Here is a 23,153-nt window from a genome sequence, read left to right as displayed (position 1 = left end):
ACCTTGAGCGATCACTTTTTCCGGATGTCCCTTGCTATGGAACAAATAGTGAACAATTATGCGGCATGGACATTTCCAAAAAACTGCAAATTCTCGCCGACGCGGCCAAGTACGACGCGTCCTGCGCCTCGAGCGGCACGGTCAAGCGCAACTCGCTCGGCGGCAAGGGCATCGGCTCGACCGAGGGCGCGATCTGTCATTCCTATGCGCCGGACGGGCGCTGCATCTCGCTGCTGAAAATCCTGCTGACCAACGCCTGCGCCTTCGACTGCCTCTATTGCGTCAATCGCGCATCGTCCAACGTGCCGCGCGCCCGGTTCACAGTTGAGGAAGTGGTGTCGGTGACGCTCGATTTCTATCGCCGCAACTATATCGAGGGGCTGTTTCTGTCGTCGGGCATCATCCGCTCGCCCGACTACACGATGGAGCAGGTGGTCCGGGTGGCGCGCGAACTGCGCCAGACCCATGACTTCAAGGGCTATATCCATCTCAAGACCATTCCCGACGCCAGCGACGAACTGATGGCCGAGGCGGGCAAATATGCCGACCGACTGTCGATCAACATCGAGCTTCCGTCGGAAACCAGCCTTAAAACGCTTGCGCCGGAAAAGGATGTGCGCGCCATTCGCCGCTCTATGGGGCGGATGCGCAACCGGATCGATGAGGCACAGGACGACAAGCGCGCACCGCGTTTTGCGCCGGCAGGCCAAAGCACGCAGATGATCGTCGGCGCCGACGCCGAGGATGACCGCGCCATCCTTGCCACCAGTGCCAATCTCTACAGTTCCTACCGGCTCAAGCGGGTCTATTACTCCGCCTTCAGCCCCATTCCGGACGCAAGCCGCATCCTGCCGCCGCAGGCACCGCCTTTGGTGCGCGAGCACCGGCTGTATCAGGCTGACTGGCTGATGCGCTTTTATGGCTTCGACGCCGGCGAGATCGTGGCGCAGGACACTGGTCACCTCTCGCTCGACATGGACCCGAAGCTTGCCTGGGCGCTGCGCAATCGCGACCGTTTTCCGGTCGATGTCAACACGGCGAGCCGCAGCCAGCTTTTGCGCGTGCCGGGCCTGGGCAAAACCGCCGTCGACCGCATCCTTGCGGCACGGCGGGTGAGAGCGGTCCGGCTCGACGACATTCCGCGGCTTCGCGTGCTGGTGGCGAAGGTGTTGCCGTTTCTGATCTTTCCGGACCACACGCCGCACCGGCTGATCGACCGGGCCGATCTCAAGGCGCGGCTCGTGCCCCAGCCCAGGCAACTGTCGCTGCTGTGACGATGCTGCGCATCCGGCTTGCCGACGAGACCGATTTCGAGGGTTGGCGCGATGCCGCGCGCCGCCTTCTGACGCGTGGCGTCCCGCCTTCCGATGTCGTCTGGACGGTCGGAGAGGATGCGGGCGATCTGTTTACACATGCCGTGCCGCAGGACGATACGCCGAAGGATACCGGCGAGCCCGTATCGGTGCCGCGCGGTTTTGTCGATCTGGCCAAGCAGGTCGTGCTGCACAACGACCCGCAGCGCTTCTCTTGGCTCTATGCCATGCTGTGGCGGCTGAGGAAGGAACCGCGGCTGCTGACGGTCTCGGTCGATCCCGATGTGGTCCGGTTGGAAGCCATGGCGAAATCGATCCGCCGCGACATCCACAAGATGCGCGCCTTCGTGCGGTTTCGGAAGACAGCCATCGACGACCGCGAGTGGTATGTCGCCTGGTTCGAGCCCGAACATCACATCGTCGCGGCCAATGCGCCCTTCTTCAAACGTCGCTTCACGACGATGAACTGGTCGATCCTGACCCCGAGCATGAGCGCGCATTGGGATGGCGAAGACCTGGCCTTCTCGCCAGGCGCCTCACGGACCGAGGCGCCTGCCGACGATGCGCTGGAGGATCTCTGGCGGGATTATTATGCCAGCATCTTCAATCCGGCGCGGTTGAAGGTGGATATGATGCGCTCAGAGATGCCGGTGAAATATTGGCGGAACCTTCCAGAGGCCACGCTCATTCGGTCTCTCATCGAGGATGCGCAGCGCAGGACCGACACCATGGTCGCCACCGGGCCCAAAGACGCCAACGAACGCCCCCAGAAGCTGAGCGCGTCGAAGCCTGCCGCGAAGCCGGAGGGCGGCACCATCGCGGCTTTGCGCGAGGAAGCCTCGCACTGCCGCGCCTGTCCGCTATGGGCGCCGGCCACGCAGACCGTCTTCGGCGAAGGCAGGCCGGAGGCGTCGATCATGTTCGTGGGCGAACAGCCCGGCGACACCGAGGATCTGGAGGGCCGTCCCTTCGTCGGGCCGGCTGGCCGGATGTTCGACCGTGCGCTTGAAGACGCGGGCATTGAACGCACACGCGCCTATGTCACCAACGCGGTCAAGCATTTCAAATTCGTCCCGCGCGGCAAGAAGCGTATCCACCAGAAGCCCGCCATGCCGGAAATCCGTGCCTGCCGGCCTTGGCTCGAACGCGAGATCGAGGTGGTGCAGCCCGATCTGATCGTGGCGCTGGGAGCGACTGCTGCGCAGTCACTGTTCGGCAAGGCGATGGCCATTGGCGAAAACCGGGGCCGCCTGCTCGATGCGGGGCAGGGCGGCCCACCGGTGCTGATCACCGTGCATCCGTCCTATCTGCTGCGCTTGCCGGATGCAGACGCCAAGGAGGCGGAATACAAAAAGTTCGTCGACGATCTCGTCGTGTCCCGCCGCGCGCTGGACAAGGCGGCGTGACGCCGGGGCTTCCACCGGCGTTCCCGAGGGTCAGGGCATGTTGATCGGCACGTTTTCCTTCGGAACGCGGTTGGTGACGACCTTCTGCCGGTGGAAGATGAACAACCCCGACAGAACGATGATCGCCGATCCGACGAGGATTTGCATATCCGGCAGGTCGCCGAAGAACATCGCGCCGAAGATCACCGCCCACAACAGCAGCGTGTATTGCAGCGGCGCCAGGGTGGATGCCGGGGCAAGCTTAAGCGCACGGGTGATCATCAGATGGGCGGCGCAGGACACAATGCCGAGCAGCATCATGGCGCCGATATCGAACAGGCCCGGCGGGTTCCAACTGGTAAGGCAGAGGATGGCGCCAACGATCAGCGCGCCGACCGTCTGCCATGTGACCAGAACGCTGTCGCTGGTGCCGCGCAGCACCCGGTTCAGCAGCATCGACATCGCAAAAGACGTACTGCCGATCAATGCGAACAAGCTTTCCAGCGACAAGGACGCGGTGGAGGGGCGGAGCGCGACGATCACCCCGCAGAAGCCCGCGAGAATCGCCACCCAGCGCCGCCAACCTGCCTTTTCGTCGAGGAAGAAATGCGCCATGGCAGCGAGGTAGATCGGCCCGGCCATATAGAAGGTCATCACATCGGCGAGCGGAAGGTAGATCACCGCGGCATAAAAGAAACCGGTATCCGCCGTCGCGAGCATGACCCGTAAAAACTGCAACCGCGGACGGTCGACCGAAAAGAGATTTCGGGGGCCTTCCTGCAGGACCATGGGGCCAAGGACGAGAAAAGCACCGATAGAGCGTATGAACAGTACCTGACCGACGGAAAAGCTTGCGACCAGCCACTTCCCCATCGCGTCGTTGAGCGCGAACATGAAGTTGCCGAACAGCATCAGGCATACGCCAAGTATGATGGCATTCTCGCCACGCTGCGACAGAAAGGATGCCGGTTTCATAAGGTGTCGCCAAGTGCCTGAAGAGCGGGCGTCATGCCCGCCTATAAGCATCAACCCCTAGAACGACTTCGCAAAGGATACGAGCGAATTCACTTGCGAGGCTCTAGTCCAGGCTGCAACCGGCCTTGTGCCAGAACGCCGAAACGCTCAAGCGGACGTTTGCTCCGGCTTGCGCGCAATTCGCAAGACATCGAAGGCCTTGGAAGCCATGACTTCGACGATGCGCTTGACACCAGGTGTTTTGGACGCTTCGAGATCGGCGAAAAGCTCGACCTGATCGGCCCCTTGATATTCACGAAGCCTGTCGAGCATTGCATCCTCCCTTTGTGCTGCTCAATGAACGCAGGCAGCGTGTCTTCGTTCCTTAAAGTGGGTGTGTTTCATGACGATGCCTGCAAATTGTGAAGGTGACGCGACGGATATCGGAATGAGGCGCGTTCAACGGGAAAAGCGGGTTCAGGGACAACAGGGTGAATCGGTCGCCGGACGGCAGGGATAGCGACGAGGATTTGCTGGCGCGGATCGCGGAGAATGATGCTCGCGCTGTCCGTGGCATGGTCGCACGCAAACTGCCCCGCATCGTGGGGTTGGCGTCGCGCCTGCTCAGCGACCGCGCAGAGGCCGAAGATGTGGCCCAAGACGCGTTCCTGCGCGTTTGGCGGCAGGCGCCGAAATGGAAGAAAACGGATGCGCGTTTCGATACCTGGCTGCACCGCGTGGTGCTCAACCTTTGCTATGACCGGCTGCGCCGCCGACGCGAGCAGCCGGTGGCCGAAGTGCCGGAGACGGCTGACACCGGGCCCGCGCCCGACAGCGGCCTTCGCCACGAGGACGAACAGCGCGGAATCGACGCGGCGCTGGCGTCTTTGCCCGAGCGGCAGCGCGAGGCCATTGTTCTGCAATATTACCAGGGCCTGTCGAATGTCGAAGCATCAGCCGTCATGGACATCAGCGTCGAGGCGCTGGAAAGCCTTCTGTCCCGAGCGCGCCGCAACCTTCGCGCCTTCATGAAATCGCAAGCCGACTGACGGAAACGGACCATGCACAGCCAACGTTTTCATGATTTGACGGACAGCTACGGAAGCGACCTCAGGCGCTGGCCGGAGGCCGACCGCGCAGCGGCCCAAAGCTTCATCGATGCCCATCCGGAAGAAGCGCATGCAGCGCTCGCAGGCGCCGCCGATCTTGATCGGCTGCTCGACCGATCGTCCGTTCCGGCGCCGTCGGCCGCTTTGCGCGAGCGCATCATCGCTTCCGCGCCGCGCCGCGCGGCGGCCGGTCTGGGCGGGTTTCTATGGCGTGGCCTGGGTTTGGCAGGCATCGGCGTTGCGGGAGCGGCTGCCGGCATGGTGCTGGCGGGTTTTGTCGTCACGCATTCGCCATATGATGCCGATGACGGCGCCTATGCCGTAACGGCCTTCACCCTCGCCGCAGATGAAGGAGACGTTCAATGACCCCCCGAACGCGCACTGTGCTGCTGGCCGGCTCCCTGGCGCTCAACCTGTTCCTGATCGGCGGCGTTGCCGGCGGCGCCTATATCTGGTCGACGCGGGGGCCTGAATTCGTCGGGCAGCGGGCGCTCCGCTTTGCCGCTGACGGATTGTCGGATGAGCAGCGCAAGGCGTTCCGGCAGGGGCTCATGCAGGCGCGGCGCGATTCAGCGCCCGATGTCCAGGCGGGACGCGTCGGCAGGCAGGATCTCAACGGGCTGATGCGCGCCGAAAGCCTCGATCGAGAGGCGATCGACACGGCGCTCACCGGCATTCGCGAAGCGGACACGGCACTGCGTCAGCGTTTGGAAATGGCGATCGTCGATTTCGCTGCAACGCTGACGCCGGCGGAACGGCAGGCCTTCGTGGATGGGCTCGAAAACCGGACCGCCATGTTGCGCAGGTCCTCCGCGTCGGAAAATTAGCCCGCCGCGCGACGGATCGCAGGTCGCCTCGCGTTCAACTGTCATGAACAGGGATGACCAGCGATGACGACAGCAGCTTCCCAAGCTGAACGCCTGACCGTGGCAATGAACCGTTTCGGCCTTGGCGCAAAGCCCGGCGACGCCATTCCCACCGATGCCGAACGGTGGCTTATCGACCAGTTCGACCGCTATGAGCCGACTCCTCCGGCTTTCGAGCGAGCGTTGCCGGGGGCCGATATCGCGGACCAGTTCAGCGAGGGCCGCATGGCGCTTCGCGGCGGCGATGCAACTGCGAAGATGGCCGCACGCAAGGAACTGCGCCAGAACGGCCAGGCCCTGTATCGCGATGAGGTGCAGATGCGCGCCCATTCAGCGCTCGATACCGACACGCCTTTCGTCGAACGGCTGGTGCATTTCTGGTCGAACCATTTCGCCGTTTCCGCCGACAAGTTGCCGGTGACGGTGCTGGCAGGGGCCTGCGAGCGCGAGGCGATCAGGCCGAATGTGCTTGGCAATTTCGAGGATATGCTGCTCGCGGTGGTGCGCCACCCCGCCATGCAGCTTTTTCTCGACCAGATACGCTCCGTCGGTCCCAACAGCCCGATGGCGCAGAACAGCGGCGAGCGACGCAACAGGCGCAAGCCCGGCATCAACGAAAACCTCGCCCGCGAAATCATGGAGTTGCACACGTTGGGTGTCCGCACCGGCTATACGCAAGCCGATGTCACACAATTCGCGTTGGCGCTGACCGGCTGGAACGTGCGTGGGCTGGGCGCCGGCGCGAATGCGGAACGGCCCGGCGGCTTCGCTTATCGTCCACGCCTGCACGAGCCGGGGCAGCGCGACATCCTCGGCAAGTCCTATGCCGACACCGGTGAAGAACAGGCGGGCGCTGTTTTGCACGATCTCGCCACCCATGATGCGACGGCGGCCCATATAGCCACCAAGCTGGCGCGCCATTTCATAGCCGATGAGCCGCCGGCGGCGACGATCCGGACGCTTGCTGCGGCCTACACATCGTCGGGCGGCGATCTCAAGGCGGTCTATGCCGCCTTGGTTGCGATGCCGGAAGCGTGGGCGGCGCAGCCGGTCAAGTTCAAGTCGCCGTGGGAGTGGACGATCTCGTCGTTGCGCGGGCTTGGCTTCGAACGGCCAGACATGCCGATTGCGCCGCTGCTCAACCAGCTTGGCCAGCCTGTCTGGCGACCCGGCTCGCCGGCCGGCTATGACGATGCCGCTGCGAGCTGGGCAGCGCCCGACGCGCTGGTGCGCCGCGTCGAGGCGGCGCAGCGGATCGTCGGCAAGGCGCCGGTGGAGCTCGACGCGCGTCAGCTCGCGCCCGAACTTCTGCCCGGCACGCTCAGCGATCTCACCCGACGCGAAATCGGACGGGCGGAATCCGGCCCGACCGCGCTCGCCCTGCTTTTGGTTTCTCCAGATTTTCAGAGAAGGTGATCCGATGATCCACCGCCGCCAGTTTCTCCGCATCGCCGCTGCCGGTTGCGGTACCATGCTGATTGCGCCGCGTCTCGTCTTCGCCAATGTCGAGACGGACCGCCGTTTCGTCTTCATCATCCAGCGCGGTGCAGCCGATGGCCTCGACACGGTGGTGCCTTATGCCGATCCCGGCTATGCCGCGCTGCGACGCGACTTCGCCGTTGATCCGGCCGCTGCGCTCAGGCTGGACGGTACCTTCGCGCTGCATCCCTCGCTGGCCGAACTCGGCAAGCTCTACGGGAAAGGGCAGGCGCTGTTCGTGCAGGCGGTGGCTTCGCCCTATCGCGATCGCTCGCATTTCGATGGTCAAAACGTGCTCGAAACCGGCGGCTCCAACCCCTATCAGCTCAAGGACGGCTGGCTGAACCGGCTGGTGTCGCTGATGCCGCGCAGCCATGACGAGGCGATAGCCTTCGCACCCACAGTGCCGCTGGCACTGCGCGGCAAGGCCGATGTCACTTCCTATGCGCCTTCCGCCTTGCCGCCGGCGCCGGACGATCTCCTCATGCGGGTTGGCGCGCTCTACGAGTCCGATCCGCAACTGCACCCGCTTTGGAGTGCTGCGATGGAGGCGCGGGGTCTCGCGGACGATGCGCAGGCCCGCCAGGATCCGGCAAGCATCGGCAAGACGGCGGCCGGGTTCCTGGCCAGAGACGACGGTCCGCGCATCGCCATGATCGAGACAAGCGGCTGGGATACCCATAGCGGCCAGATGTTCCGGCTGGCCAACCAACTCAAGGCGCTGGACACGCTGATCGCGTCGCTGCGCGACAATCTCGGCGATGCCTGGGCCAAGACCACCGTGCTGGTCGCCACGGAATTCGGACGAACCGCCGCCGTCAACGGCACCGGCGGCACCGACCATGGCACGGCCTCTTCGGCCATGGTTCTGGGCGGCGCGGTCAAGGGTGGACGCATTCTCGCGGACTGGCCGGGGCTGGCGCAAGGGTCACTGTATGAGGGGCGCGATCTTGCTCCCACCCTCGATCTCGATGCGCTGATCGCGGCCGTGGCCGCTGAAAGCCTCGGGCTCGATACCGATCTGGCCATGCGCACGCTGTTTCCGGGGAGGCCGTTCAACAAGGCGCTGCACGGGCTGGTCGGCGCCTGACTCGTCGTTGTCGACCGGTATGCCAAAGAAAATGGCCGCCGACCTCGTGGGAGGTGGCGGCCCAATTATGGGGTCAAAAACATGGAACGTCGCATTCGGTCGACTTGAGCGCCGAGCCAAACCCAGATGACGGATGAAGTCGGCGGTTGACCAGTCGGCAAATGCCGACTGGAGGCTGAATTGCCGTCGGTGTCGCGCAAATGATTTCTGTTGCTTCATCTGCGGTGTTCCGCCGATAAGTCGCTGGGGTGGCAATGACAAGCGACGTGGAGGAAATTCGGGATGCGGATTGACGGACAGGTAGCGCTGGTGACGGGCGGGGCTTCGGGTCTGGGTGAAGCGACGGCGCGTGCGCTTGCCGCAGGCGGCGCCAAGGTCGCCATTCTCGACTACAACGAGGAGGGTGCGGCGCGAATTGCTTCGGAAATCGGCGGCATCGGCATAGCCTGCAACGTCTCCAATGCCGAAAGTGCAGAGGCAGCCGTGGCCAAGGCCAATGCGGAACTGGGCACGGCTCGCATTCTGATCAATTGCGCCGGTGTCGCGCCGGCGCAGAAGATGCTCGGCAAATCAGGCGTCATGCCGCTCGACGATTTCCGCCGCGCCATAGAGATCAACCTGATCGGCACGTTCAACCTGCTGCGCCTGTTTGCTGATGCAGCCTCCAAGCTCGATCCGTTCGAGAGCGGCGAGCGTGGCGTCGCCATCAACACCGCTTCGGTCGCTGCCTATGAAGGCCAGATCGGTCAGACCGCCTATGGCGCGTCCAAGGCAGGCGTCATGGGGCTCACCTTGCCAGCTGCCCGCGAACTGGCGCAGTTCGGCATCCGCGTCTGCACGATTGCGCCGGGCATTTTCGAGACGCCGATGCTCAAGGGCTTGCCGGAGGCGGCACAGCAGAGCCTCGGCCAGATGGTGCCGTTTCCGCCGCGCCTGGGCCGCGCCACCGAATATGCCAGCCTGGCGCTGCACATCATTTCCAACGAGATGCTGAACGGCGAGACGATCCGGCTCGACGGGGCGATCCGCATGGCGCCGAAATAGGGGGACGACACCCGCATCTTTGCCATGGTTGACCTGCCTGGTGGCGGCTGGCACGTGATGCCATTCAAAAAAGAAGCGAGATTCGACCGGCATGACCCAACGCGTTTTCGACGGCCACAACGATGTTCTGTGCCGCATCTGGCTGAACAGCCGTCAGGGTGGGTCGCCCGTCGAAGACTTTGCCGGCAACGGCCGTACCGGCCATGTCGATGCCGTACGCTCCAAGGCGGGCGGGCTCGTCGGCGGCATCTGCGCGATCTATGTTCCGTCGCCGCGTCTCGGACGCCCGGTTTCGGACGCCAACGGTTACTACAATACGCCAAAGGCCGAACCGCTCGAACATGGACCGGCCCTGGCCGCGACGCAGGAAATGCTCGACATCGCCCGCGATCTGGACGAGGCCGGCGTTTGGAGCATCTGCCGTTCGACCGCCGATATCAAAGCAGCGGCGGAGCAGGGGCTGTTCGCCGCCATCGTGCATATCGAGGGCTGCGAAGGTATTGGCGCCGGGCTCGAAGAACTTGACGGTTTTTACGAGCAGGGCTTGCGCTCGCTCGGCCCGGTGTGGAGCCGCGACAATGTTTTTGCCCACGGCGTTCCCTTTGCTTTCCCGATGTCGCCCGACACCGGGGAAGGCCTGACCGGTGCGGGTTTCGATCTGGTCAGGCGTTGCGACGAACTCGGTATTCTCGTCGATCTCGCGCATATCACCGAAAAAGGCTTCTGGGACGTGGCCAAGACGAGCAGCAGGCCGCTTGTGGCCAGCCATTCCAACGCGCATGCACTGACACCGGTGGCGCGCAACCTGACCGATGGCCAGTTGCAGGCGATTCGCGAGACCTCCGGCGTCGTGGGCGTGAACTTCGCCACCAGCATGCTGCGCGCCGATGGCCAGAACAATTCGAACACGCCGCTGTCCGATATCGTTCGGCACGTCGATTATCTCGTCGAAAAGACCGGCATCGATTGCGTTGGGCTCGGTTCAGATTTCGATGGCGCGCTGATCCCGCGCGAGATCGGCGATGCGGCGGGGCTGCCCAAGCTGGTTTCCGCCCTGCGCGGTGCGGGCTATGACGATGAAGAGCTTGAAAAACTCTGCTTCGGCAACTGGATGCGGGTGCTTGACAGCGTGCTTTCCAATTGAAATCGTCTTGATCCTGACGCCGTTCTGTCAGGAGGGTCGTGATCAGTCTTTTGGACAGTTGCCGAACCACCGGAATGCCCTACCTTGCACATGACTTATGATCATTTGACTTGGCCAATTCCTTTTCGGGGCAGGATGCTATGAAGAACAAGCTTATGATGCTCGCCGCCGTCGCGGCGTTTTCCGTTTCCGCCGGCGTCGCCAACGCGCAGGTCGTCGTATCGTCGAAGATCGACACGGAGGGCGGTGTGCTCGGAAATATCATTCTTGCGGTGTTGAACGCCGCCGATATTCCCACCACCGACCGCATCCAGCTCGGCGCTACGCCTGTCGTGCGGCGCGCAATCGTTGCCGGGGAGATCGACATCTATCCCGAATATACCGGGAACGCGGCGTTCTTCTTCGAAAAGGCGGACGACACACTCTGGAAGGATGCGGCGAAGGGGTACGAAGAAGCCAAGAAGCTCGACTACGACGCTAACAAGATCGTCTGGCTGACGCCATCGCCCGCCAACAACACCTGGGCGATTGCGTTGCGCAAGGATGTCGCCGAGCCCAACAAGCTTGTGACGCTGACCGATTTTGGCAAATATGTCGCCGGCGGAGGCGATGTGGTCCTGGCCGCTTCGTCGGAGTTCGTCAATTCCGATGCGGCGCTGCCGGCGTTCCAGACCACCTATGGTTTCACGCTGAAGTCGGACCAACTCATCACGCTTTCGGGCGGCGACACGGCGGCAACCATTGCCGCGGCTGCCAACCAGACCAACGACGCCAATGCGGCAATGGTTTATGGCACCGATGGTGGCATTGCACCCTCCGGGCTCGTGGTGCTTGAGGACGACAAGGGTGTGCAGCCGGTCTACCAGCCCGCACCGATCATTCGCGAAGCTGTGTTGAAGGAACATCCGAACATCGCCGAGCTGCTCAAGCCGGTTTTCGAGAAACTCGACCTTGTGACCTTGCAGGACCTGAATGGCCGCGTACAGGTGGGTGGCGAGCCGGCCAAGGCGGTTGCCGAGGACTTTCTGAAGTCGAACGGTTTCCTGAAATAGCAACGGGATGACGGGGCGCCCGTGATGGCCGATACTGTCGCGGACGGTGCACCCCAAAGGCGGCTGTCGTGGCCTCTTCAGTTCGACAAGCTCGGCGTCGTTATAGCCGTTTTGACAGGCTTTGCGCTCGTCGCCCCATTCGCAACCATGCGCGCCAACCGCATCGTCGCAGGCGAGGCGATGGGGGTGGTGGCATCCTTGCCGGTTTGGGCAGCGGCGATGCTCCTCGCCTCTGTTCTTGCCACGACGATCATAGCGATCCTGCGAACGCCAACCGCACTACGATTTCCAGCCGGCATCGCCACGCTTGCCGTTCTTGCCATTCTGATCGGCGTCGCCGGCGAGCATCTGACCCCTGACGACAACAACTATGCGCGTGTCTCGCCGGCCTATGGCTTCTGGCTGTTGCTGTTTGCTTTCGCGCTTCTGACGACCGATGCGATGGCTCGGCTGAAACTCGGCCCGTTGGCGCGTATCGGTATGCTCGGGCTGACAGCGCTGGCTGTCGGGTTGCTGCTGGTATCCGGCCAGTGGGACTCGCTGTCGATCATGAAGGAGTATTCCAGCCGCGCGGAGACCTTCAGCTCCGAGCTGATACGGCATCTGCTGCTTGCCTTCGGTTCGCTTGCCGCTGCCGTTCTGGTTGGTCTGCCGCTCGGAATTGCCGCGCATCGCATCGCGCGGGTGAGGGCGCCGGTGCTGAATGTGCTCAACATCATCCAGACAATTCCCTCCATTGCCTTGTTTGGAATACTCATCGCGCCATTGGCCTGGATAGCCGCCAACGTGCCGGGTGCAGCCGCGATCGGCATTCGCGGCATCGGTGCGGCGCCCGCCTTCGTGGCGCTGTTTCTCTATTCGCTGCTGCCGGTGGTCGCCAACACGGTGGTCGGGCTGGCCGGTGTGCCGCGCCAGGCCAACGACGCCGCGCGCGGCATGGGCATGACCGACAGGCAGCGGCTGGCCAAGGTCGAGTTTCCGCTTGCATTTCCGGTGATCCTCACCGGAATCCGCATCGTATTGGTGCAGAATATAGGCATGGCAACCATCGCCGCGCTGATCGGCGGCGGCGGGCTCGGCGTCTTCGTGTTCCAGGGCATCGGCCAGACCGCCATGGATCTGGTGCTGCTGGGGGCCTTGCCGACGGTGGCGATGGCGTTTGCCGCCGCCGTCGTGCTCGACGCCATCATCGAAATGACGGAGCGGAGGGGCCGAACCTCATGATCGAGATCGATTCAATCACCAAGAGCTATGGCGAAAACACCGTTGTCGACGCTGTGTCCTTCGTCGTGGAGCCGCGAACCATCACCGTCATCGTCGGTACCTCTGGCTCAGGCAAGACGACGCTGCTGCGCATGATCAACCGGCTGGTCGAGCCTTCCTCGGGCACGATCCGGATCGATGGCCGCGACAATCGGGAAATGCCGCCCTTCGAACTCCGGCGCAGCATAGGCTACGTCATCCAGGGGCATGGCCTGTTTCCGCATTGGACGGTGGCGCAGAACATCGCCGTGGTGCCGAAACTGCTGGAATGGGACGAGGCGCGGATCGCCGCAAGGGTCGCTGAATTGCTCGATCTGTTCCAACTCGATCCAGAGCTGTTCGCGCAACGCTATCCGCATGAGTTGTCCGGAGGGCAGCAGCAGCGCGTTGGCGTGGCGCGGGCGCTCGCCGCCGAACCAAACGTGCTTTTGATGGACGAGCCCTTCGGTGCTCTCGATCCGGTGATCCGGGCAAAGGCGCAGGAGGACCTGCTCGCCATCCAGCGGCGCTTCGGCACCACCATCATTCTGGTGACGCACGACATGGAGGAAGCGATTCTGCTTGGCGACCGTATCGCCGTCATGGATCAGGGCAAGCTGGTTCAATATGCGACGCCGACCGAAATGCTGGCGCGCCCTGCCGACGACTTCGTCGAGACCCTGATCGACTCGGGCGAGCGTCCGTTCCGGCTGCTGTCGCTGGGCAAGGCCGGAGATGCGGTGGAGCCTGGAGACGCCGATGGGCCGGCAATTTCGGCCGACAAAACCCAGCGCGACGCGCTGGCCGAGCTGATGTGGTCGGGGCGGTCGGCGCTGCCGGTCGAAAGTGCTGACGGCGCCCGGCTCGGCCGCATCACCGTGCAGTCGCTTCTGCGCCTGGCGGCGAGACCGGCCGCATGAAGGCCGGGACCATCATCCGCGTCATCGCCTTCGCACTTCTCGTCGCATTCCTCGTGCAGCCATATTGGTTCGAGCCGTTCTTTGCGCTGTTTGCCAATGACGGCGCGCCGGCGATTTACAACCAGGGCGACCTGTTGACGCTGACGCTGCTGCATCTGCAGATCGTCTTTGCCGCGACGGTGGCGGCGATGATCGTCGCGGTGGGGTTGGCCATTCTCGTCACGCGGCCGAGCGGGTCGGAGTTCCTGCCGCTGTCGCGCAGCCTGGTCAATATCGGCCAGACCTTCCCGCCCGTCGCCGTGCTCGCGCTGGCGGTCCCTGCGGTGGGTTTCGGCGCCAAGCCGACGCTGATCGCTCTGTTTCTCTATGGCCTGCTGCCGATCTTCGAAAATGCGCTGACCGGACTGACGACCTTGCCCAAGCCGGTGGTCGAAGCCTCGCGCGGCATGGGCATGACCAGTCTCCAGCGCCTGCGCAAAGTCGAACTGCCGCTGGCAGCCCCCGTCATCCTGGCCGGGATAAGGCTTTCGGTGACCATCGGTCTCGCCACGGCGACGATCGGCTCGACGGTGGCGGCAAAGACGCTGGGCGAGGTCATCATCGCCGGGCTGAACTCCAACAACCTCGCCTTCGTCGTTCAGGGCGGGCTGGTGGTCGCGGTGCTGGCCGTGCTGATCTACGACCTGTTGTCGGCGCTGGAGCGGATGATTGCGCGACGGATGGGGCGCGGCGAGCCGGCCTAGGCACTACTGCACGACGAAGAAATCCTCGATGGAGCGCGCCGCGTCCGAGAGGACCGGCAGGATCTGGTCCTCCATCTCCTGCGGGGTGAAGCGGGATGATTGCGTCGAGACGTTGATCGCCGCGACGATGCGTCGGGTGCCGTCACGGATCGGCACCGCGATGGAGCGCAGGCCGATCTCCAACTCTTCATCGATGATGGAAAAGCCGGATTGCGCAACACCAGCGATTTCGGCTTCGAGTTTTTCCGGATCGACAATCGTCTTTTCGGTCTTCGCTTCGAGATGGGCTGAGGCGACGAAGCTGCGGAGTTCGGGAGGTGGCAGGTCGGACAACAGAACACGCCCCAGCGACGTACACCAGGCGGGCAGCCGAGTGCCGACATTCAGCGCGACGCTCAGGATATGGCGGCCGGGAATGCGCGCGACATAGACGATGTCCTCTCCCGACAGCACGGCCGCCGAACAGGATTCGCGAAAGCGCATGGCGACGTCGCGCAAGAAAGGGTCGGCATAGGACCATAGCGAGGCGCCTTGCAGCCAGGTGCGTGCCACCGAGAGCAGGCGCGGCGACAGGCTGAACTGCCGACCTTTCTGAACCGCATAACCCGATGCGACGAGCGTCAGCAGGAAGCGGCGCGCGCCGGCGCGGGTGAGTCCCGCTTTCTCCGCCGTCTCTGTCAACGTCAGGCCCGAAGGACAGGCGGCGAGGATTTCCATCACGCCCAGGCCGCGCTGCAGGGACCCTACCGTATAGCGGTCGTCTTCGGCTTCGATATTCATGCCAAACCCTTCGTTCGAGCGCGAGGCCGAGCACATCGTCCTTGACACATCCAAAAACTTCCGAGAATAAGTATCGCATACAAAACAAATGTTCGCAATGCGAACTTTTTGGTGATTTTGGGAGCGACGATGAGCAAGATCAGTCCAAGCGTCGAAGATGCCGTTTCCGGCATTCAGGACGGAATGGTGGTGATGATTGGCGGTTTCGGCGGGGCGGGCGCGCCGATCGAGCTCATACACGCTTTGATCGACCGCTACAAGGCGACGGGATCGCCGGGTTCGCTGACGGTGGTCAACAACAATGCCGGCAACGGCGCGGTCGGCATCGCGGCGATGATCTATGCCGGCATGGTCGCAAAGATGGTGTGTTCTTTCCCGCGCTCCTCCGACCCCAAGGCATTCACCGAGAAATATCTGGCCGGAGAGATAGAGCTGGAGCTGGTGCCGCAGGGAACGCTGGCCGAGCGCATTCGCGCGGGCGGCGCGGGCATCCCGGCCTTCTACACGCCTACCAGCTACGGCACCCAGGTTGCCGAGGGCAAGCCGGTCGCGGAATTCGAGGGCAGGCACTATGTCCAGGAGCGCTGGCTCAAGGCTGACGTCGCCTTGATCAAGGCAGAGGTGGCCGATAGCAAGGGCAACCTGACCTACCACAAGGCGGCCCGGAATTTCTCGCCGCTGATGGCGACCGCCGCCAAAACGACGATCGTGCAGGCGCGGCAACTGGTCGATCCGGGCGGCATCGATCCCGAACACGTCATAACGCCGGGCATCTTCGTCGATCGGATCGTTGAGGTCTCGGACCCCAAGCAGGAAGAGGCTCTGTTGCGCGAGGAAACCAAGTGATGACCGCCAAGCTGACCAACGCACAGATCGCCTGGCGCGCAGCGCAGGACATTCCCGATGGCGCCTATGTCAATCTCGGCATCGGTTTTCCCGAAATGGTGGCCAAGTTCAAGCCGGACGGTCGCGAGGTCATCTACCACACCGAAAACGGCATTCTCGATTTCGGCGAGGCTCCGCCGGCCGGCGAAGAGGACTGGGACCTGATCAACGCCGGCAAGAAGGCGGTGACGCTCAATCCCGGCGCGGCATTCTTTCATCATGCCGACAGCTTCGCCATGGTGCGCGGCGGGCATCTGGACGTTGCCATTCTCGGCGCTTACGAGGTTGCCGAGACCGGCGATCTCGCCAATTGGAGCACGGGGCCGGGTTCCGTGCCAGCGGTGGGCGGCGCGATGGACCTGGTGCATGGCGCCAAGCGCGTCGCCGTCATCACCGACCACGTCACCAAAAAGGGCGAGCCGAAGCTGGTCAAGTCATGCAGCCTGCCGCTGACCGGCGTCGGCTGCGTGACGACCGTCTACACCAGCCTCGCCGTCATAGACATTGTTGACCGGCGTTTCTTGCTGCGCGAGAAGCTGCCGAGCATGAGCGTCGAGGAATTGCAGGCGGTGACAGGCGCCGAACTCGTCGTCGGCGACACAGTGGCCGATCTTATCGTACCGGAGGTTTGAAGTGACTGAAGCCTATATCTGCGACTACATCCGCACGCCCATCGGCCGCTTCGGCGGCTCGCTGTCCTCGGTTCGCGCCGACGATCTCGGCGCTGTGCCGCTCAAGGCGCTGATGGAGCGCAACGCGTCGGTGGACTGGGCCGCGGTGGATGATGTGGTCTTCGGCTGCGCCAATCAGGCCGGTGAGGACAATCGCAACGTTGCGCGCATGTCGCTGCTTCTGGCCGGCATGCCCAAGGAGGTCTCCGGCAGCACGGTCAACCGGCTCTGCGGCTCGGGCATGGATGCGCTCATCATCGCCGCCCGTGCGGTCAAGTCCGGCGAGGCCGAACTGATGATCGCCGGCGGCGTGGAGTCGATGAGCCGCGCGCCTTTCGTCATGCCTAAGGCCGATACGGCCTTCTCTCGCAACGCTGAGATCTACGACACCACCATCGGCTGGCGTTTCGTCAATCCGCTGATGAAGAAGCAGTATGGTGTGGATTCCATGCCCGAGACCGGCGAGAATGTGGCGGAGGATTTCAAGGTCAGCCGCGCCGACCAGGACGCATTTGCCGTGCGCAGCCAGGACAAGGCGGTCGCAGCGCAGCAGAACGGTCGGTTGGCGAAGGAGATCGTGCCGGTGACGATCCCGCAGCGCAAGGGCGACGCGGTCGTCGTTGCCAAGGACGAGCATCCGCGTGCCGGTACCACGGTCGAGACGCTGGCCAAGCTGCCGACGCCGTTCAAGAAAGAGGGCGGTACTGTGACCGCGGGCAATGCTTCGGGCGTCAACGACGGCGCCGCGGCCTTGATCGTGGCGTCGGAAGCCGCAGTAAAGAAATACGGCCTGACGCCGATTGCCCGCATCGTCGGTGGTGCGGCCGCGGGTGTTGCGCCACGCATCATGGGCATCGGCCCCGCGCCGGCCACCAAGAAGCTGTGCGCCCGCCTCGGCATCGCACCGCAACAGTTCGACGTCATCGAGCTCAACGAAGCTTTTGCCTCTCAAGGCATAGCCGTGCTCCGTGAACTTGGCATCCCCGAGGATGCGGAGCATGTGAACCCGAATGGCGGCGCTATCGCGCTCGGCCATCCGCTCGGCATGTCGGGCGCCCGCATTGCCGGTACGGCCGCGCTGGAGCTGAAGGAGCGCGGCGCAAAGCTCGCCCTTGCCACGATGTGCATCGGTGTCGGCCAAGGGATAGCGGTGGCGCTCGAGCGCGTCTGAGCCAAGTATTTTTTGATAAGATGAAGCCGGCGGTTGCTGCGACCGCCGGCTTTTTCTTTGCACCCTTGTGAAAGTGCTGATGCATTTTTCGCCGACGGTGTGAAGAACCCCGCGCAGTCGTTATGTTCGATGCGGACGAGTGGAGGCGCGCTTTCTGCTAGGAAGGTGTAAGGGCTGCTCTCGTAAAAAAAACGGACAGGGAGATGCATGATGAGCGACACCAAAAATCTAAGGGTTTTGCTGGCCAAAAGACCCCAAGGCGCGCCGACGGCGGAACATTTCCGTTTTGAGGAAACGCAGTTGCCTGAGCCGAGCGAGGGGCAGGTGCTGCTGAAGATTCTCTATCTTTCGCTCGATCCCTACATGCGCGGTCGTATGAGCGACGCGAAGTCCTACGCCAAGCCGGTCGAACTGGGCGACGTCATGGAAGGCGGCACGGTTGCCGAGGTGGTGGAATCGCGCAGCGAGGCTTTTAAGCCCGGCGATATCGTGCTGTCGCATTCCGGTTGGCAGAGCTTTGCCGTGGCGGATGCGAAAGGACTGCGCAAGCTCGACCCGGCAACCGTTCCCGTCACGACAGCTCTGGGCATCATGGGCATGCCCGGCTTCACCGCTTATTCGGGCTTGCTGACCATCGGCCAACCCAAGCCCGGCGAAACGGTCGCGGTTGCCGCTGCCTCGGGCGCGGTCGGATCTGCCGTGGGCCAGATCGCGCGCATAAAGGGCGCACGCGCCGTCGGCATTGCCGGTGGCCCTGAGAAATGCGCCTTTATGCGCGATGAACTCGGCTTCGATGCCGTCGTCGACCACAAGGCGGCGGACTTTGCCGAACGACTGGCTGCGGCCTGCCCGGACGGCATCGACGTTTATTTCGAGAATGTCGGCGGTCACGTCTGGGATGCGGTGATGCCGCTGCTGAACGAATTCGCGCGGGTGCCGGTCTGCGGGCTGATCGCTCAGTACAATACGCCGGAGGCCAAGGAAGCCGATCGGCTCCCCGCCCTCATGCGCAGTGTGTTGACGCGCAGCCTGTCGATCCGGGGCTTTATCCAGCGCGAGTTCATGGACCAGCGCCGCCAGTTCTATACCGACATGTCGGAATGGATCGCATCGGACCGCGTGCGGTACCGCGAGGACATCGTGGACGGCCTGCGCAATGCGCCGGAAGCGTTCAAGGGACTGCTGGAAGGCCGGAATTTCGGCAAGCTGATCATCAAGGTCGCTTGATGAAACAAGGCTGATCGTCAACGATCAGCCTTGTTTCATCACCAGCTTGGGCTGGTCCGACGATATCGTCACATTGCGGCCCGCACTCTTGGCTTCGAGCAGGGCGGCATCCGCGCGCGTCATCAGCGTGGCAGCGGATCCTCCCGTTGGCGAGGAGGCGATGCCGACGGATACCGAAATATGGCCAAGGACGCGGCCGCGATGGGAAAACGGCGTGGTGCTGATCGCGGTACGCAGCTTCTCCGCGATTTTGAACCCGGCGGCATGATCGATATCCGGCATCAGAACGGTGAATTCCTCGCCGCCGAAACGGTAGATGCTGCCGGCATCCTTCACTGTATCGACAAAGATCTGAGAGGCATATTGCATGACGGCGTCGCCCGCGTCGTGGCCGTGCAGATCGTTGAAGCGTTTGAAATGGTCGATGTCGATCATCAGGCAAATCAGCGGATGCTGCGCCTGTTCGCGGATATAGCGGTTCAGCGTCTCATCGAGGGAGCGCCGGTTCAGAAGCCCGGTCAACGCATCGCGGATTGCCATATTGGTGAGCTTCTCGCGAAGCTGCAGGTTGGCCGCCGCCAGTCCGACATTTTCCGCGATCAGCTCAAGATAGAGACGCGAGGGCTCGACTTCGAACGCCTCGCCCGAGCGCTCTTCGAAATAGAGAAGCCCGATCATGTCGCCCAACGCGATTAACGGCACGCACAATCCCGATAGGGCGTTCTCTTCGAGGTGCTGGCAGGTGATGTCGCTCTCGCCGCGATTGCTCAAGTGAGGATGTCCGCGACGCAGGCCCCAGCAGGCGCCCATAGGGAATGAGGAGGCTGAATTCTTCGGATCGAGCCAGCTTCCGAGTAGTGACAGCTGTGTTCTGCTGTCGTTGAGCATGAACAACTGGCCAGCCAGGGACGGGAAGATCTGCGGCGCAAAGCGTGCCACAACCTCAGCCAGTTCCGCCTGCACCTGGCAGGCCTGCAGCCGGTGCATCATTTGCAGGATCAGGTCCTTGGTGGCTTGGTCCTGCCTGCGCTCGGCATCGAGCCGGGCCCGCTCCAAGCCGTTCTCGCGAAAAATGTGGATGGCATCGTTCATTTCGCCGATTTCGTCACGGCGCATGTCGAGCGGGACTTCGACCGCATAGTCCTGCTTGGCCAGGCGTGTGACGATGCCGGTCATGCGGGTCAAAGGCACCGAAACGCGTCGCTTGAGCACGAAGTAGAGAACCCCGATGAAGACAGCCGCCGTCATCGTCAGCATGATACGTGCGGCAAAGCCCAGCAAGTCGCTGCGCTGTCGTGCCGCTTCGAGTGCCGACTCCGTGCGCTGCGTGGTCATCTTTCGGAACTGGTCGACGCTTTCCAGAAGTTCGGTCTGTAGGCGCACATGTTCGTCTGCGAAGAGCATTTGCTGCGCGCCTTGCCGGTCGCCCGTGCGATACGCCTCGATGGCCGCCAGTTCGATCCGGTCAAGTTCCTCAGCCTTTTGTTCGACCTGCTTAAGAAGAGCAAGTTCCGGCGGCGTCACGCCATATTGCTGGACGCCTCCGATCGCCTCTTCCAGCCGTCGCTCGGCGTCCTCCTTGAGATAAAAGCCTGCGAGATGCCGCTCGTCGCCGCGCATGACGTAAAGCCGCGCTTCATCGCTGCGTTCCTCTGCGCCGAGCGCCAGATCCTCGGCCAGAGCGTCCAGCTTCAGGTGCTGCTCCACCGCTACGCGCTCCTGCGTGGCGCTGCGCGACGACAGGATGAAGGCGGTGCCGGACAGCACTGTCAGGACGACGGTTACCCCATAGGCCCAGTTGGTGATCTGGTTGATTCTCACGGTTCTACTCGATCTCAAGCGCAGCCATGCGGCCACATAGCTGACAGGGATATTCCCTATGCTTCCCACGTTGACAAGTCGAGCGCTGTGCAAACGCGCCCGCCGTTCAACCGTCCTGCCGCTGCCCTTTGCGTTCGTCCTTGCGAAAGGCTTTGCATGATGTTTATCTCGCAGATGCGAGAGGGCTGGAACCCGCAGCCATGTTCGTGTGTTCACCGCCAGAGCAATACGGCACGGGACGACATGACGAACGACGAAAAGCATCGCGGCCGTGAGGCTTCATCTCCTGCGGAAATCCCGGCGCTGGGCTGGTTGGACGTCGGCTGGCGCGTGATGCGGAAGCTGTTCTTCGATCAGGTTTCGTTAATTGCCGCCGGTGTGACCTACTATCTGCTGCTGGCCATTTTTCCCGCTTTGGCCGCGCTGGTTTCGCTCTATGGGTTTATTTCGGATCCGATAGCGATCGGCCGGCAACTCAACCTTCTCTCCGATCTTTTTCCGCCCGGCGGCATTGACCTGCTTGCCAACCAGCTGACCGCTTTGGTCAATCAGCGAACGTCCTCTTTGAGCATCGGTTTTTTCGGCGGCTTGGCGATTGCGTTGTGGAGCGCCCATAACGGTCTCGCGTCTCTTTTCGATGCCATGAACGTGGCTTATGGCGAGAAGGAGACGCGCGGCTTCTTCCAGCGCACGGCCATGGTCATGGCTTTCACACTTAGCGCCTTGTTTTTGGTCGCATTGGTGGTCTTTGCGCTCGGCGTGCTGCCTGCGATGTTACACTATCTTTCGCTCGACAGTTTCACGGAAGTCGTTATTGCGGTTCTGCGCTGGCCGCTGATCATACTCGTGGTGAGCTTCGCCATGGCGGTGCTGTACAGGTACGGTCCCAGCCGCGAATATGCAAAGCTGCGCTGGCTGACCTGGGGCGCGTTTTTCGCCACATCGATGTGGCTGCTCGCCTCGCTCGGCTTTTCCTACTACATCACCAATTTTTCAAACTACAGCCTGACCTACGGCACGCTTGGAACGTTGATCGGCCTGATGGTCTGGATGTGGATGTCGGTCATCATCGTGATCATGGGCGCGCAGATCAACGCCGAACTGGAACATCAGACCCGCGTCGACTCCACCACCGGCGCGCCGCAGCCGATGGGCGAACGCGGCGCCTATGTCGCGGATACGCTGGGTAAGGCGATGGAATGATCAGGCACCGTATCCGCTGACAAGGGACGGCACGCCGGGTTGGTTCGCAGCTTTACGTTACCTTCTGGATCGCCTCGATCTTATCCATACCACCGACGATCCCGGCAAAATGCTCCCAAACGCCGTGAGCGCCTTCTTCCCATGCCACTCGGTTTTCCGGCTGGACGACATGCCCTCCATGATCGCCGGCGATTTTAATCGAGATGGCCTCGTCATCGACAATGAGCTGGTCGAAATGCGCAGCCCCCTCGCTCGCAGCCGCCTGGAATACAGCCTTCTGCTCGTCGGACAGGCCGTCCCAGAAACTTGCCGAGAAATAGACCACGCCTGAAGCCCAGATGTGTCCGGTCTCTGTCAGATAGGGGACGACCTCGTAGAGCTTGAAACCGGCATAGGCGGATTTGGTCAAGTCCATGGCGTCCGCCACGCCGGTCGCCAGCGCATTATAGGTCTCGGTGATGGGAATTCCGATCGGCGTCATGCCGAACGAGCTCCACAGTGTTGTGTGCAACGGGCTTTGGATGACGCGGATGCGTTTGCCCTCGATCTGCTCCGGCCGCGTCACTGCTTCCTTCGTCAACAGATGGCGCGCACCGTAATTGATGAAATCGGCCGCGACGAAGTTCTGGGCGAGCAGTTTTCCCTTGAGCTCTTGGCCCGTGTCGCCCTGCACCGCCTTCCGCACATGCCCGCCGTCGCGAAACAGGAACGGCAGATCGAGAATCTGCAGTTCTGGCACCCAACCTGAAAGCGCTGAAACGGTGGACAGGCTGGCCTGGATCGATCCGAGACGGACGCCTTCGGCGACCTCTTTTTCGCCGCCGAGCGCGCCGTTCTTGACGATGTTGAAATGAAACTGGCCGGGCAGCTTTGCCTCCACCAGCTCGCGTATCTTCAGCCAGATTTTTGTCTCCGGCTTGTCTTCGCCGAACAGCGACGCAATGGTCAGTGTCGTCTGCGCGCGGGCGCGTCCAATGAGGGTCGGCGCAAACAGTGCGCCAGCGCCAAAAGCGGTTGCGGTTGTGAGGAAGGATCGGCGATGCAGAAGGTTCAT

Annotated in this window: 23 protein-coding genes; 18 read left to right on the top strand and 5 right to left on the bottom strand. The window is 62.8% G+C overall.

The window, feature by feature from the left end; all coding sequences use genetic code 11:
• Positions 1–65 precede the first annotated feature (65 nt).
• The gene (locus ICI42_RS00935; protein WP_188162671.1) at positions 66–1,274 is read left to right on the top strand and encodes a putative DNA modification/repair radical SAM protein; all 1,209 of its coding nucleotides are present in this window, start codon (positions 66–68) and stop codon (positions 1,272–1,274) included.
• 2 nt (positions 1,275–1,276) lie between these two features.
• Positions 1,277–2,719 carry a UdgX family uracil-DNA binding protein gene (locus ICI42_RS00930; RefSeq protein WP_188163662.1) on the top strand — a complete coding sequence of 481 codons (1,443 nt, stop codon included), beginning with the start codon at positions 1,277–1,279 and terminating at the stop codon, positions 2,717–2,719.
• Between the two features lie 30 nt (positions 2,720–2,749).
• On the opposite strand, the gene ICI42_RS00925 is transcribed toward ICI42_RS00930, so the two are convergent.
• Together ICI42_RS00925 and ICI42_RS00920 are read right to left on the bottom strand one after the other, a co-directional pair.
• Complete coding sequence (locus ICI42_RS00925; protein ID WP_188162670.1) at positions 2,750–3,673, bottom strand: DMT family transporter; 924 nt, start codon at positions 3,671–3,673, stop codon at positions 2,750–2,752.
• Between the two features lie 147 nt (positions 3,674–3,820).
• Positions 3,821–3,985: a hypothetical protein gene (locus ICI42_RS00920; RefSeq protein WP_188162669.1), complete on the bottom strand. Its 165-nt coding sequence runs from the start codon at positions 3,983–3,985 to the stop codon at positions 3,821–3,823.
• Positions 3,986–4,143: 158 nt separating this feature from the next.
• Here ICI42_RS00920 and ICI42_RS00915 point away from each other — a divergent pair, with 158 nt between their 5' ends.
• From ICI42_RS00915 to ICI42_RS00865, 11 genes are all read left to right on the top strand, one after another.
• On the top strand, positions 4,144–4,701 hold the full coding sequence (locus tag ICI42_RS00915; protein ID WP_188162668.1) for an RNA polymerase sigma factor: 558 nt from the start codon (positions 4,144–4,146) through the stop codon (positions 4,699–4,701).
• 12 nt (positions 4,702–4,713) lie between these two features.
• Complete coding sequence (locus ICI42_RS00910; protein ID WP_188162667.1) at positions 4,714–5,127, top strand: hypothetical protein; 414 nt, start codon at positions 4,714–4,716, stop codon at positions 5,125–5,127.
• On the top strand, positions 5,124–5,588 hold the full coding sequence (locus ICI42_RS00905) for a periplasmic heavy metal sensor (protein ID WP_188162666.1): 465 nt from the start codon (positions 5,124–5,126) through the stop codon (positions 5,586–5,588). The genes ICI42_RS00910 and ICI42_RS00905 overlap by 4 nt, the downstream gene beginning before the upstream one ends.
• 63 nt (positions 5,589–5,651) lie before the next feature.
• Complete coding sequence (locus ICI42_RS00900) at positions 5,652–7,043, top strand: DUF1800 domain-containing protein (protein ID WP_188162665.1); 1,392 nt, start codon at positions 5,652–5,654, stop codon at positions 7,041–7,043.
• 4 nt (positions 7,044–7,047) lie between these two features.
• Positions 7,048–8,196 carry a DUF1501 domain-containing protein gene (locus ICI42_RS00895; RefSeq protein ID WP_188162664.1) on the top strand — a complete coding sequence of 383 codons (1,149 nt, stop codon included), beginning with the start codon at positions 7,048–7,050 and terminating at the stop codon, positions 8,194–8,196.
• Between the two features lie 282 nt (positions 8,197–8,478).
• On the top strand, positions 8,479–9,240 hold the full coding sequence (locus ICI42_RS00890; protein ID WP_188162663.1) for an SDR family NAD(P)-dependent oxidoreductase: 762 nt from the start codon (positions 8,479–8,481) through the stop codon (positions 9,238–9,240).
• A gap of 91 nt (positions 9,241–9,331) precedes the next feature.
• Entirely contained in the window at positions 9,332–10,384 is a 1,053-nt protein-coding gene (locus ICI42_RS00885; protein WP_188162662.1) for a dipeptidase, read from the top strand.
• A gap of 140 nt (positions 10,385–10,524) precedes the next feature.
• A complete protein-coding gene (gene osmF / locus ICI42_RS00880; protein WP_188162661.1) occupies positions 10,525–11,436 on the top strand; it encodes a glycine betaine ABC transporter substrate-binding protein OsmF in 912 nt (303 codons plus the stop codon).
• 24 nt (positions 11,437–11,460) lie between these two features.
• Positions 11,461–12,660 (top strand): ABC transporter permease, encoded by a 1,200-nt coding sequence (locus ICI42_RS00875; protein WP_188162660.1) that lies wholly within the window; start codon positions 11,461–11,463, stop codon positions 12,658–12,660.
• Complete coding sequence (locus ICI42_RS00870; protein ID WP_188162659.1) at positions 12,657–13,598, top strand: ABC transporter ATP-binding protein; 942 nt, start codon at positions 12,657–12,659, stop codon at positions 13,596–13,598. The genes ICI42_RS00875 and ICI42_RS00870 overlap by 4 nt, the downstream gene beginning before the upstream one ends.
• A complete protein-coding gene (locus tag ICI42_RS00865; protein ID WP_188162658.1) occupies positions 13,595–14,341 on the top strand; it encodes an ABC transporter permease in 747 nt (248 codons plus the stop codon). The genes ICI42_RS00870 and ICI42_RS00865 overlap by 4 nt, the downstream gene beginning before the upstream one ends.
• Before the next feature lie 3 nt (positions 14,342–14,344).
• Here the strand turns inward: ICI42_RS00865 and ICI42_RS00860 are convergent, their stop codons facing one another.
• Positions 14,345–15,121, bottom strand: coding sequence for an IclR family transcriptional regulator domain-containing protein (locus tag ICI42_RS00860; protein ID WP_188162657.1), 777 nt, complete (start codon positions 15,119–15,121; stop codon positions 14,345–14,347).
• Positions 15,122–15,250: 129 nt separating this feature from the next.
• Here ICI42_RS00860 and ICI42_RS00855 point away from each other — a divergent pair, with 129 nt between their 5' ends.
• From ICI42_RS00855 to ICI42_RS00840, 4 genes are all read left to right on the top strand, one after another.
• The gene (locus ICI42_RS00855; RefSeq protein ID WP_188162656.1) at positions 15,251–15,967 is read left to right on the top strand and encodes a 3-oxoacid CoA-transferase subunit A; all 717 of its coding nucleotides are present in this window, start codon (positions 15,251–15,253) and stop codon (positions 15,965–15,967) included.
• The gene (locus ICI42_RS00850) at positions 15,967–16,638 is read left to right on the top strand and encodes a 3-oxoacid CoA-transferase subunit B (RefSeq protein ID WP_210316916.1); all 672 of its coding nucleotides are present in this window, start codon (positions 15,967–15,969) and stop codon (positions 16,636–16,638) included. Before ICI42_RS00855 ends, ICI42_RS00850 begins: the two co-directional genes overlap by 1 nt.
• 1 nt (position 16,639) lies before the next feature.
• Positions 16,640–17,848, top strand: a complete 1,209-nt coding sequence (gene pcaF, locus ICI42_RS00845) for a 3-oxoadipyl-CoA thiolase (protein WP_188162654.1) — start codon at positions 16,640–16,642, stop codon at positions 17,846–17,848.
• Between the two features lie 210 nt (positions 17,849–18,058).
• Positions 18,059–19,075, top strand: coding sequence for an NADP-dependent oxidoreductase (locus ICI42_RS00840; RefSeq protein ID WP_188162653.1), 1,017 nt, complete (start codon positions 18,059–18,061; stop codon positions 19,073–19,075).
• 24 nt (positions 19,076–19,099) lie between these two features.
• On the opposite strand, the gene ICI42_RS00835 is transcribed toward ICI42_RS00840, so the two are convergent.
• Positions 19,100–20,896: a diguanylate cyclase gene (locus ICI42_RS00835; protein ID WP_188162652.1), complete on the bottom strand. Its 1,797-nt coding sequence runs from the start codon at positions 20,894–20,896 to the stop codon at positions 19,100–19,102.
• Between the two features lie 243 nt (positions 20,897–21,139).
• Between ICI42_RS00835 and ICI42_RS00830 the strand changes: the two genes are divergently transcribed.
• Entirely contained in the window at positions 21,140–22,099 is a 960-nt protein-coding gene (locus tag ICI42_RS00830) for a YihY/virulence factor BrkB family protein (protein ID WP_188162651.1), read from the top strand.
• A 52-nt stretch (positions 22,100–22,151) separates the two neighbouring features.
• Here the strand turns inward: ICI42_RS00830 and ICI42_RS00825 are convergent, their stop codons facing one another.
• On the bottom strand, positions 22,152–23,153 hold the full coding sequence (locus ICI42_RS00825) for a TRAP transporter substrate-binding protein (RefSeq protein ID WP_188162650.1): 1,002 nt from the start codon (positions 23,151–23,153) through the stop codon (positions 22,152–22,154).

The sequence above is a fragment of the Oryzicola mucosus genome (assembly GCF_014534685.1).
GTDB lineage: Bacteria > Pseudomonadota > Alphaproteobacteria > Rhizobiales > Rhizobiaceae > Oryzicola > Oryzicola mucosus.
Note: the sequence above shows the minus strand (reverse complement) of the source record. Positions and strands in the feature narration are given on the sequence as shown.

Coding starts and splice junctions, on each gene's coding strand:
- ICI42_RS00860 (WP_188162657.1), bottom strand. CDS start 15,121: ATGAATATCGAAGCCGAAGACGACCGCTATACGGTAGGGTCCCTGCAG.
- ICI42_RS00885 (WP_188162662.1), top strand. CDS start 9,332: ATGACCCAACGCGTTTTCGACGGCCACAACGATGTTCTGTGCCGCATC.
- ICI42_RS00925 (WP_188162670.1), bottom strand. CDS start 3,673: ATGAAACCGGCATCCTTTCTGTCGCAGCGTGGCGAGAATGCCATCATA.
- ICI42_RS00935 (WP_188162671.1), top strand. CDS start 66: ATGGACATTTCCAAAAAACTGCAAATTCTCGCCGACGCGGCCAAGTAC.
- ICI42_RS00910 (WP_188162667.1), top strand. CDS start 4,714: ATGCACAGCCAACGTTTTCATGATTTGACGGACAGCTACGGAAGCGAC.
- ICI42_RS00865 (WP_188162658.1), top strand. CDS start 13,595: ATGAAGGCCGGGACCATCATCCGCGTCATCGCCTTCGCACTTCTCGTC.
- ICI42_RS00830 (WP_188162651.1), top strand. CDS start 21,140: ATGACGAACGACGAAAAGCATCGCGGCCGTGAGGCTTCATCTCCTGCG.
- osmF (WP_188162661.1), top strand. CDS start 10,525: ATGAAGAACAAGCTTATGATGCTCGCCGCCGTCGCGGCGTTTTCCGTT.
- ICI42_RS00900 (WP_188162665.1), top strand. CDS start 5,652: ATGACGACAGCAGCTTCCCAAGCTGAACGCCTGACCGTGGCAATGAAC.
- ICI42_RS00905 (WP_188162666.1), top strand. CDS start 5,124: ATGACCCCCCGAACGCGCACTGTGCTGCTGGCCGGCTCCCTGGCGCTC.
- ICI42_RS00870 (WP_188162659.1), top strand. CDS start 12,657: ATGATCGAGATCGATTCAATCACCAAGAGCTATGGCGAAAACACCGTT.
- ICI42_RS00840 (WP_188162653.1), top strand. CDS start 18,059: ATGAGCGACACCAAAAATCTAAGGGTTTTGCTGGCCAAAAGACCCCAA.
- ICI42_RS00850 (WP_210316916.1), top strand. CDS start 15,967: ATGACCGCCAAGCTGACCAACGCACAGATCGCCTGGCGCGCAGCGCAG.
- ICI42_RS00855 (WP_188162656.1), top strand. CDS start 15,251: ATGAGCAAGATCAGTCCAAGCGTCGAAGATGCCGTTTCCGGCATTCAG.
- ICI42_RS00890 (WP_188162663.1), top strand. CDS start 8,479: ATGCGGATTGACGGACAGGTAGCGCTGGTGACGGGCGGGGCTTCGGGT.
- ICI42_RS00920 (WP_188162669.1), bottom strand. CDS start 3,985: ATGCTCGACAGGCTTCGTGAATATCAAGGGGCCGATCAGGTCGAGCTT.
- ICI42_RS00825 (WP_188162650.1), bottom strand. CDS start 23,153: ATGAACCTTCTGCATCGCCGATCCTTCCTCACAACCGCAACCGCTTTT.
- ICI42_RS00930 (WP_188163662.1), top strand. CDS start 1,277: ATGCTGCGCATCCGGCTTGCCGACGAGACCGATTTCGAGGGTTGGCGC.
- ICI42_RS00895 (WP_188162664.1), top strand. CDS start 7,048: ATGATCCACCGCCGCCAGTTTCTCCGCATCGCCGCTGCCGGTTGCGGT.
- ICI42_RS00875 (WP_188162660.1), top strand. CDS start 11,461: ATGGCCGATACTGTCGCGGACGGTGCACCCCAAAGGCGGCTGTCGTGG.